This window comes from Allobosea sp. RIT-PG3_2, assembly GCF_057321085.1.
Genome location: NZ_JBXWCA010000007.1, coordinates 252,886 through 263,232, shown reverse-complemented (window position 1 = coordinate 263,232; position 10,347 = coordinate 252,886). Strand labels below are relative to the sequence as shown.

At 63.1% G+C, this 10,347-nt stretch carries 10 protein-coding genes and 1 pseudogene; 1 reads left to right on the top strand and 10 read right to left on the bottom strand.

Annotated features, from left to right (window positions below; genetic code table 11):
- Nucleotides 1-378: 378 nt before the first annotated feature.
- The 10 genes from AC2FAN_RS20510 to AC2FAN_RS20465 form a co-directional block, all read right to left on the bottom strand.
- Entirely contained in the window at nucleotides 379-1,446 is a 1,068-nt protein-coding gene (locus tag AC2FAN_RS20510) for an ABC transporter ATP-binding protein (protein ID WP_485176096.1), read from the bottom strand.
- A gap of 17 nt (nucleotides 1,447-1,463) precedes the next feature.
- Nucleotides 1,464-2,252 (bottom strand): ABC transporter permease, encoded by a 789-nt coding sequence (locus AC2FAN_RS20505; RefSeq protein WP_476807668.1) that lies wholly within the window; start codon nucleotides 2,250-2,252, stop codon nucleotides 1,464-1,466.
- Between the two features lies 1 nt (nucleotide 2,253).
- Nucleotides 2,254-3,141 carry an ABC transporter permease gene (locus AC2FAN_RS20500; RefSeq protein ID WP_485176095.1) on the bottom strand — a complete coding sequence of 296 codons (888 nt, stop codon included), beginning with the start codon at nucleotides 3,139-3,141 and terminating at the stop codon, nucleotides 2,254-2,256.
- Nucleotides 3,126-4,187 (bottom strand): ABC transporter substrate-binding protein, encoded by a 1,062-nt coding sequence (locus AC2FAN_RS20495; RefSeq protein ID WP_265055285.1) that lies wholly within the window; start codon nucleotides 4,185-4,187, stop codon nucleotides 3,126-3,128. Before AC2FAN_RS20495 ends, AC2FAN_RS20500 begins: the two co-directional genes overlap by 16 nt.
- A gap of 12 nt (nucleotides 4,188-4,199) precedes the next feature.
- Nucleotides 4,200-5,165, bottom strand: coding sequence for a dipeptidase (locus AC2FAN_RS20490; protein ID WP_265055284.1), 966 nt, complete (start codon nucleotides 5,163-5,165; stop codon nucleotides 4,200-4,202).
- Nucleotides 5,166-5,177: 12 nt separating this feature from the next.
- Complete coding sequence (locus AC2FAN_RS20485; protein ID WP_265055283.1) at nucleotides 5,178-5,888, bottom strand: hypothetical protein; 711 nt, start codon at nucleotides 5,886-5,888, stop codon at nucleotides 5,178-5,180.
- Entirely contained in the window at nucleotides 5,885-7,621 is a 1,737-nt protein-coding gene (locus AC2FAN_RS20480; RefSeq protein WP_485176094.1) for a hypothetical protein, read from the bottom strand. The genes AC2FAN_RS20485 and AC2FAN_RS20480 overlap by 4 nt, the downstream gene beginning before the upstream one ends.
- A 1-nt stretch (nucleotide 7,622) precedes the next feature.
- The gene (locus tag AC2FAN_RS20475) at nucleotides 7,623-8,339 is read right to left on the bottom strand and encodes an IclR family transcriptional regulator (protein ID WP_265055282.1); all 717 of its coding nucleotides are present in this window, start codon (nucleotides 8,337-8,339) and stop codon (nucleotides 7,623-7,625) included.
- A gap of 326 nt (nucleotides 8,340-8,665) precedes the next feature.
- Nucleotides 8,666-9,013 (bottom strand): hypothetical protein, encoded by a 348-nt coding sequence (locus AC2FAN_RS20470; protein WP_485176093.1) that lies wholly within the window; start codon nucleotides 9,011-9,013, stop codon nucleotides 8,666-8,668.
- A 169-nt stretch (nucleotides 9,014-9,182) separates the two neighbouring features.
- Nucleotides 9,183-9,512, bottom strand: a complete 330-nt coding sequence (locus AC2FAN_RS20465; protein WP_265055281.1) for a winged helix-turn-helix transcriptional regulator — start codon at nucleotides 9,510-9,512, stop codon at nucleotides 9,183-9,185.
- Between the two features lie 223 nt (nucleotides 9,513-9,735).
- Between AC2FAN_RS20465 and AC2FAN_RS20460 the strand changes: the two are divergent.
- Nucleotides 9,736-10,307 (top strand): annotated as a pseudogene (locus AC2FAN_RS20460) (alpha/beta fold hydrolase).
- Nucleotides 10,308-10,347 lie beyond the last annotated feature (40 nt).

Genomic DNA, 10,347 nt, shown 5'->3' with positions numbered 1-10,347 from the left:
GGTCTGGCCCATTTTAAAAGTCAGGCCTTTGTTCATCGCGGCGCCCAGCGGGATTTTGTCGCCCATTCCGACATAGACGCCGGGAATCGAAACCGTGCCCCCTTGCGGCAACGTTTCCATTAGGGCCCAGCCGTGACTTTTTCGTACCGCTTCCGCGACGCGGCGGGGCGGCGTGGTGTATGTCCGCCGCGGCCTGTGATTGAGGTCATCAACCAGTGGTGTCACGGGGATCAATCGACAACATGACCCATAACGAGGAATACGCATGAGTTCCGATCGACGGTGGTGACCAACACCAGGGCGAGGCAACTGACTTCGACGAGCTGGCGAACGTGCTCGCGAGCCCTATAAGCAGCGCCATATGCGAGTATTGTTAAGTCAGTGCTCGATCACATGGATGCGCGTGGGGGTCCATTCGACGCCGCATTCGTCGCCGCGGCGCAAGTTTGGCATGTCCATGCTGGGAACCCGGATCCGCAGTTCTTGCCCGGCCTTGCTGCCTAGGACAAGAACGCTGTCGCCATAGTTCACCAACTCCTCCACGGTAATGGAATTTCGCAGGGGCGATGCTCCCGCCCGTTCGGAACTGAGCCGGACCGTTTCGGGGCGAACCAGCACGCTGATGTCCTTGCCCGGAGAGATGTGCCGGGCGCTGGTGGCGACCGTGCCGAACCCGTCGACGTCCACGAGGCCGTCCTCGCGGGTCTTGCCCGAGAACAGGTTGCTGTCGCCGACGAAGGAGGCGACAAAGCGCGTCTTAGGCGTGAAGTAGACCTCGCTCGGCGTTCCGATCTGCTCTATGCGGCCTCGGTTGAAGACGGCGATGCGATCCGACATCGCCATCGCCTCGGTCTGGTCATGGGTCACATAGATCATGGTGACGCCAAGCTCGCGATGGATGCGCTTCAGCTCCATCTGCATTTGCTCGCGCAAGGTCTTGTCGAGCGCTCCCAAGGGCTCGTCGAGCAGAACGAGGTCCGGCTGGAATACGAGGGCGCGCGCCAGTGCGACGCGCTGCTGCTGGCCGCCGGAGAGCTCGGCCGGGGCGCGGCCGGCATAGTCGGCGAGCCCGACCATGGCGAGCGCAGCCGCGACCTTCGCCTGCGCCAGCGCCTTGGCGACGCCGCGCATGCGCAACGGAAAGCCGACATTTTCAGCCGCGTTCATATGAGGAAACAAGGCATAGTTCTGGAAGACCATGCCGATATTCCGGTCATAGGGCTCGACTGCATCGATCTGGCGCCCGGCGATGCTGATCTCGCCTCGCGTGGGGCGCGCAAAACCTGCGATCATCATCAGCGTGGTCGTCTTGCCGGAACCGGAGGGGCCGAGGAAGGAGATGAACTCGCCCGGCGCGACATCCAGGTCGATGGCGTCGACCGCGTTTTGCCCTGGCAGATAGCTCTTGGTCACCGATTTCAGCGACAGCGAACGGGCGGTTTCCATCGGAAGGCTCCAGCGTCTCAGAGGGTCGTCGCAGGCCGTTGCCGGCGCACAAGCCGGGCGGCGAACTGCGCACCGAGCCCGGCCAGCACGGCAGCCAGCAGTAGCGAGGATGCGGCGGAAATGGCAGGGTCGGCTTCCATCTGGAAACTGTTGAACATCTGGCGAGGCAGGGTTGCGCTGTCGCGGCCGGAGATGAAGATCGCGATCACCGCCTCGTCGAAGGAATGGATGAAGGCGAACAGCGCCGCCACGAGGAAGGCCGGTCGCAAGATTGGAAAAGTCACCAGCCGAAAGGTCGTCAGCGGCCGGGCGCCGAGATTCGCTGCAGCGTTCTCGAGTCTGCGATCGAAACTGACCAGCGCCGAGGTCAACGTCAGTACCACGACCGGTATCGACAGGCAGGCATGGGCGAGGATCACGCCGGTCATGCTCTGAACCAGCCCGAGCGAACCGAAATAGCTATAATAGCCCAGCGCCATCACGATGTGGGGCACGATCAGCGGCATCATCACGACGAGCCGGAAGGCCGCCCGAAAGCGAAACCGGTAGCGCACCAGCGCGAAGGAGGCGGGCGCACCGAGCAGCATCGCCAGGACCATCGTACCAAGCCCGATCAGGAAGCTGTTCAGAACCGGGCCCGTCCAGTTCGGATCGGAAAAGAAGCGCCGGTAATAGCCCAGCCAATAGCCCGGTGGCGGAAACTCCAACGACGGCGCGGTGCTGAAGGACATCGGCACGACGATGAACATCGGAGCGGCCAGCAGGATCGCGACAACAACCGCGATGATCACCGTGGAGCGCGACATCTCACCTCCACATCTTTTCGATGCCGAATAGGCGGTCGTAGATCACGAAGAGAGCGACCGCGGCGGCGAGCAGGACCATCGAAGTCGCCGAGGCCGCGCCAAATTCGAGCAATTGCTCGATTTGCTGGCCGATGCGACCGGCGATCATCTTGTCCTGCGGGCTTCCGATCAGCGTCGGCGTCACATAGAAGCCGAGGCAGGTGATGAAGACCAGGGTAGCGCCATTGAGCACGCCGGGCAGGCTCTGCGGCAGATAGACGGTCAAAAAGGCCCTGAGCGGCCGGGCGCCGAGGCTGGCTGCGGCGCGCATATAGACCTCGTCGATACGCTTCATCACGGCATAGAGCGCCAGCACCATGAACGGCACCAGCATATGGGCCATAGCGAAGGTCGCGGCGAAGGTGGTGAAGAGCAGGCGCGGCGGTGGGATGACGCCGAGCGCCACGAGGACTCCGACGACCGGCCCGCGCGCGCCCAGGATTACCATCCACGCGTAGGTGCGGACGAGAAAGCTCGTCCAGAAGCTCAGCGCCACGACACCGAGCAAAAAGGCTGCGACCGCCCCGCCCTTCCGGGCTGCGACATAGGCCACGGGATAGGCGAAGATGAGGCTGGTGACCGTGACGATCAGCGCCGTCTGGAAAGTTCGCGCAAGGACGCTGAGATCGTATTTCGAGGCGAAGAATTCGGCGTAATTGTCGAGGCCTAACGTAGGCTCGCTCACGCTTATCCAGACGACCAGGCCCAGTGGCGCGAGGAAGAACACGGCCAGGAACAGGGTAGCTGGCGCATAGAGCAGGAACGGCGGCCGGATCAGGGCTCTGCCCCATCCGGACGCGCTCCAAGAGCCTCCTTGCGCTGCGACCGGCAGGGTCAAGTCGACAGCCATTGTTCGAAGCGCTTGGCCATGACGTCGAGCTGCGGCAACAGCTTCTCGGCATCGAGGATGACGGATCTCGACAGGTTCTCCGGCGAGGTCGGCATGTGGCGGATGACTTCGGGTGACAGATATTTGAACGAGATGGGGTTCATCGGGCCGTAATTGTTCTTCTGCGCGAACTGCGCCAGCCGCTCAGGACCGACGGCGAACTCGATGAAGCGCCAGGCATTCTTGGCCCGTGGGGAGCCGCGCGCGACCACCCAAGTCGCGACATCGATCACGGCCTGATCGAACACGAGTTCGACCGGCTGCTTCTGATCGACCATCGCCTGCGCGCTGGTGTTCCACATACCGATCAACTCGACCTCGCCATCACGCAGCAATTGCTGGGATTGCGGGCTCTGGCTCCACCAGACGCGGACCTCTTTCTTGATCCTGTCGAGTGATTTGAAGGCGCGGTCGAGATCATATGGAAACAGCTTCGCAGGCTCGACACCGTCCGCCATCAGCGCGAAGGCGAGCACGCGGGCAGGGTAGTTCTGCAAGCTGCGCGAACCCGGAAATCTGGTGGTGTCCCAGAACTCCTTCCAACTCTTCGGACCGCCATTGGGCATCTTGTCGCGGCGATAGGCGATGATGTTGGCGAAGGCATGCGAGTTGACGCCGTTCAGCGTCACCGCCCCGGGCCAGAGCGACGAGGTAGGGATCTTGCTCTCGTCATAGGTGTCGATCAGCTTGGCGTGGTTGGCGCGGCCGAGCTCAGCGACGCCAAGTGTCGTCACGTCGAATTCATAGACGCCGGTGCGGGCTTGCGCGGCGAGTTTGGCGAACGAAACCGGCGCGATCGTGCGGATCTCAATGCCGGTCTCCGCCGTGAACGGGGTGAAGAGTATCGCGCGCGCTGCTTCTTCCCAAGGACCGCCCCAGGTATTGATGTAGAGCGTCTCGGCGGCGCGAGCCCGCTTGATAAAGGGAATCGCGACGAGGCCGCCCCCCAGCATCGATAGCAGGTTGCGGCGCGTGGTCTGCGGTCGAGCCATCACTTTCCTAACCATGATACTGTCCTCTCAACCGATCGTTGCGCGATAGAGACGTAGCCAGTTGCCGGAGGTGAGCTTCTCGACCTCGGCCGCATTGAAACCGACCCGCTCCAGTGCCGGTGCGACGTCGGCCAGGCCGCTTATTTTCTTCAGCCAAGCTGGCTTCTCGCTGGGGCCGGCCTTGGCTGCCGAGCCCGCGCCGTACTGGACCGAGCGGGTCCAACGGCCCGAGCGCATCCAATCGAGATAGGCCTGGCTGGAGTGATGGCTGAAATCGGTGCCAAGGGCGACATGGTCGATGCCGGCTATGTCGACGGTCTGCGCCACCATCCGCGCCCAGGCATCGACGCTGTCGCAGGCCGGTTCAGGCGTGATGTTGCGATAGGCGGCGCAGCCAATGACGCCGCCCTTTTCCGCTAGCGCCTTGATGATCGCATCGCTCTTGTTGCGCTTGTGCGGAAAGACGGAGGCCGGGTTGGCGTGGGTGATCGAGACCGGCTTTTGCGACCACTCGATTGTATCGAGCGTGGTCTGGTCGCCGACATGCGAGAGGTCGATCAGCATGCCGCACTGGTTCATTTCCCGGACGACCTCGCGGCCAAAGCGGGCGAGGCCAGGATCTACCGTCTCGTAGCAGCTCGAGCCAAGCTCGTTCTGGTTGTTGTAGGTGAGCTGCAGGACCTTGACGCCGAGATCGGCGAAGAGCTCGACATAGCGGATGCGGCCATCGAGTAGATTGGTGTTCTGGTAGCCCAGCAGCATCGCGACCTTGCCGTCGCGATCGGCTGCGAGGATGTCGTCGGTCGTCCGCACAATAGTCATCAGATCGGCGTTGGCGCGCGCAAGGTCGCGCCACTTCGCGACGGAATCAAATGACTCGATCGCGCCTTCCCAGAAGCCGAGCGTCGGCGTGACGCAACTGAATCCGCCGGCCTTGAGATCCTCGAATACGCCGCGGTCGAACAAACCGCATTGCAAGCCGTCTATCAGCATCGGAGAGCGCCTTTACGAAGCGGAGGAAACAGGAGTGGCATGAAGCCGGGAGGGGTCGGCGGTCAGCATCGAGAGATCGGTCTCATCCTCGTCATTGCGGCCGATGACCCGTCCGTCCGCCTCGACGCGCACAGTGCCGGCATGGCGGCGGCTCTCGAAGGAATCGGGCATCAGCGCATCGTGCGAGGCGTGGTACAGCGGCCACCAGCTCGAAGCGGCGGCGGCAAAGCCGTCGCGACGCACCATATCGATGGTGCTGCGCTTCGCTGAGGGCCGGGCCGCGACTGAGATCTGGACACCGTCCCCCTTCGGCTCGATGTCGGCCGTCAGGCCGAAACGTTCGGCAAGCCCGCAGACGACCCGCAATTCGGCGGCCTCCGTGAGGTTGAGCGCGAGAACTGCGCCCTTGCCGGTCAGCCGGAAGCGCTCGGCAGCGAGATCGAGCAGCGTCTCGGCGACAGTCCAGGCATGCTGGCCGACGCAGTCGATCGTCAGCGTTTCGCCGGAACCGACATCGTCGAGCGGGGCGATGCGGCTCGCACGCAGATGCTCGATCTGCTGCGCGATGCCGGCCAGACCCGGCCCCGGCAGCACGGCCGAGTAGAAGGCGCAATCGCGCACGGAGTGCAGCAGCCCACCGGGAGTGCCGGCCGCCTGGACCAGCCGCTCAAGAATGAGCCGGAGCTCGCGCACGGACAGGATCAGCGTGTCGGACGGCATCATGCCCGGGGCTCCGGCGGATAGAACCAATGGGGATCGGCGCTGCCGGAGGCGATATCCTCCGGCATCGGGGCGCCGTGAAAGATCACGCCGCGTAAATTGCGGTTCAAGAAGTCGCGGGCTTTGTCGATGCCGTGGATGCCGACATTCAGCAGCCGGGTGATATGGGCCGGAACGAAGTCCTCGGCCATAATGTCGGCATGCGGCGAGTGATAGGGCAAGCCGGCGAGCGCCTGAATGCGGGTGACGACCTGGCGGTGGAGGGGATGCGCCATCAGGAAGCGCGCTACGCTGAGGCGCGGATCAGCTGCGGCAAGATCACGATCGAGCGCCACCACAAGGCGTGGCAGGTCGAGGCCGAGATTGTGCGCGTCGCCGATTTCCTCGCGCGGTCCGCGCCGCGGCTCCTCGGCCGTGCGCGACTTGTACCAGACATAGCGCTGCGAGCGCTCGGAGACGAGATCGAGATCGAAGGCCCAGCCATAATCGGCCTGGACGATGTCGCGCAGGCGAGCGATCGACATCTCTGGTCGACCGGCGAGTTCCTCGTCGATCACAAGAGTTTGCGCCAGGCCGTCGGCGATATCCGGTACGAGTTCGATGACAAGCGAAAGCAGTGTCTCATGGGCCTCGGGATGGACCCGGCCGTCGAGCGAAGCCGTGAATTCGACCAGAGGCGTCGGGTCAGCGCTGCCGGCACGGACGCGGCCGATCAGGAGATCGAGTTCGCGCCGGATGATCGCGAGATCGTCGGCAACGGTGCTGCTGGGCGCGAAGGCTTCGTATTCGGCGCGATCCTGGCGCCGTGCGAGGATCGCCTTGTCGAGCAGGGCCGCCAATTGGACGAGCGGTGCCGCATCTGTTCCGACGCGTACCAGCCTGCCATGGGCTATGGCTTCCTCATGAACCGTCAGCCACCGGTCGATCAGGCGCGGGTGGTTGTTGACGAAGAACATCAACCCCAAGGCCGAGCCGTTGCCGACGCCGAGGAAGCGGCGCAGTTCCGGCTGCATCGCCACTGCCGCCGCACCGCCTTTCATCCGTGCGAAATGCTGGACGAGATCGCCAGCAAAGACGCGCATCATATAGGCGGTGAGCATCTGCGCCTGCAGCGAGGCGCGCAGCGGGTGGTCAGGCGCGAACGCCAGGAAAGATTTGGTGCCGAAGGTGCCGTTGCCGTCGATGCCGGTATTGCGCATGAAGTAGCAGGTGCGGCCAAGCTCGGCGATCGGTGGCTGTCGCCCGAATGCGAGGTGGTCCACGGCGAGATCAAACAGCCGTCCCGACCGGTTCGAGCGCGCCCACGTCAAGGTTTTCGGGGTGGCGCGGCCCTCATAGAGCTTCGGCAGTTCTTGACGGAGCTGTTCGATCCCGGCCGGCGAGAGTTTGCCTTCGATGAGCCCGCCCATCATGTCCCAGGACCGGCCGATGATGCGGCCGGTGCGTTCGCGGCCACAGGGCTCGAACGAGAGGATAGGGAAGGTAAAATGCCACCCATTGGCCTCGATGCTATAGCGCGCCGTGCCGCGACCGCGCTCGTCGATGGCGAAATCCTCGCAGGTGATCTGCCATCGCTGATCGGAGGCGCGTGCCATCAGGGTCCGCGAGGCACTGATCCGCGAGGGCTGGATCGCAGCCAACTTCTCCGGCCGCATCAGCGTGGCGGGCGACCGCATCAGGGCCTGCGGCTGCCAGGGACCGGATTCGGAGGCGTGGGAGAACGACAGGGCATTCAAGTCATGTATTCCCGAATTGAGCGCTGAAACGTCGAGCGGCAGCGACCGCAATCGGCGCGCAGGTTGCGTGGTCGAAGCGCGTGGTCGGACCGGAGATCGCGATGACTGCAATGCATTGGCCGGCGGCGTCGAAGACCGGCGCGGCCACCGCTGCGACAAATTGCGGGTCGGTTGGGGCGAATACGGCAAAGCCTCGTTCGCGGACCTCTCCCAGCGCGGCATCGTCTGGAAGCGTGATGCCCTGTTCACGTAGGCGCTCCCGCATCTCCTGCGAGCCGAAGGCGACGAACACCGAACCCGAGGCGCTGGCTCCCAGCGCCATGCGCGCGCCAACCCGCAGATCGGCACGCAGCACCTGGCGTGACTCCACCCGGTTGATGATGACCGCGTGATAGCCGTCGAGCACGGAGATGGTCGCCGTCTCGCCGCTCTCCGCGACGATCTCTTGAAGTAGTTCCGTCGTCCGCTCTCCGAGATTGGCCTGCTCAAGCGCGCGCACGGCGTAGAACTGGAAGCGCAGCGCCAGGCGGAACGCCCCGTCGGGCGTCTGCTCGAGGAAGCCTGCATCCACCAGCGTACGCAGCCGCTGATAGACCGCGGCGCGCTGGTCGCCTGTCGCCTTGACGACGTCGGGCAGCCTCATCGGCTTCGGTGACGCGGCGATGATGTCGCAGACCGCGAGCGTCTTGAGCGTAGTCGAAAGAGAGCGAACAGCCATTGCGTCTTCTATATGAATACATTGTATTATATTAAAATCGCCAAATCTGGATCTATGTCAAGCCCCGGCGGTGCCGTTTTCGCAAACAGCGACGATGCGCGTCTCGGTCAGATCGAATGCTCACTCAAAAGCGAGGCGCAGGCTTTCCGTTTTGTGACTTCACTGCCGCGGCCGCGAGAGGCGCATCGAGCTGGGTGAGAGGCTCGGGCGGGTCCGCCGACGAAAGCTTTCCATGGCGTCATAGCGCTCAGACGATGGAGATGGATGTCGAGAGCGGGGAACGTTACGCAGATCCTGGTCCAGACACCGGTCATGATAAGGGATTTTCAGCCGGTCGGCTTAACTTGAGCCACGAGGTCGTCATTATCCCAGGCGTTCACCTTCCCCTTTCGCCGACGCAGACGGCCGTAAGGGGCGAGCTTATGAAGCTCCGGCATAAAATGGGCCGTTGGTGCCGGCTGTTCTTCTAAGGCGGTCGTGATCACCGGAATCTTCAGGAGCGCGCACAGCCGAGCGATCATCTCAACATTGCGACGGAGGTCGGCAACGGGGATATCGTTGACCGTTTGGAACAGCACCAACTGATGGTCGAGCAGAAGGACCAGCGTGTCCGATGGATCGATAAGTGCCGCCGCCTGCGGGGGCCCGCGGTCGTCTTGGTAGTGACAATCCATACTCGCGTCCGGGCAGTCCCACAGACGGCTTCATCGATGTTTGCGCCGGCGGGAAGGGGTGTCTCCCGTTGCCTGGCGCCGCGAAATCTAGGATCGCTGAAACGATCACCCGCGACGATCGACACAGCCCTGAGATTGATTGATCAAGTCGCCGCGCTGCGACGCAGAACTAGCGCGCATCGTCGGACAGAAGCTGCTCGCTCCTGGAGAGCGCGGCGTCAACGGCGCGCCCGGAAGCTGTGAGAGAGTACTCGATATGAAGCACCCGGCCGCTGAGATCGCGGCGTTCAACGTAGCCTGCAGCCTCGAGGGCCTTCAGCCGGGCAGACAGAACCCGCGCCGAAATAAGCGGCGGGAGCTGCCGTCTCAAGGCTCCGAAACGCAACGGCCCGCGGCGCGCCAATGAGAATACGATGTGGCTCATCCATTCCTGCGAGAAGAACTTCAGGAAGCTATCGGCAACGCAATGTTCTTCTGCGTTCTCTTTCGATCGGTTCATGCGATTTGCTCTGGTCGCTAGTATCTCTCAGGTAACTAATGGCTTTTGCCCGAAACGCCGCCTAAGTTCCGCCCGAGTTTGGATCGCCTCGGTTTTTAACATCGGCCCTTGGGCATGCAAGGCCACCTACCTACAAGCCAATTCGAGTGGCGCTCTTAGCGCGGAAGACTCACTCTTTTCTGGCCGATCGCGCGGGCCCTACAGGATCGTTCAAGGAGCTTTCATGCGATTCGTCACGACGAAGGACGGCGTCGAGATTTTCTACAATGACTGGGGTCCGAGGGACTCCCAGCCAATCGTGTTCCATCATGGCTGGCCACTATCGTCGGACAACCGGGATGGGCAGATGCTCTTCTTCCTCTCCAACGGGTATCGTGTTGTCGCACATGACCGGCGCGGGCACGGCCGTTCCCCCCAAGGTCCCCGAAGGGCACGACATGGATCACTATACCGCGGATGCCTTCGCAGTCGCCGAGCCTTGGATCTCCGGAGGTCGACCAGGGCGTCATCTGGAACTGGTGGCGCCAAGGCATGATGGGCAGCGCCAAGGCCTATTGCGAAGGCCTCAAGGCCTTCTCCGAAACCGATCAAACCGCGGATCTGAAGGCGATAGGTGTGCCGACGCTCGTTCTGCATAGCGAGAACGATCAGATCGCGCCGATCGGCGCCGCGTGCGAGTCGATCAAGCATTTGATGCACCGCACGCTGAACACCTATCCCGGTTATGGTCACGGCATGCTGACCGTGAACACGAATATGCTGAACGCCGACCTTTTGGCCTTCATCGAAGCCTGAGGCCCCGCGCAGCGGCCGGTCGCCGACCGTTGCCGTTCAA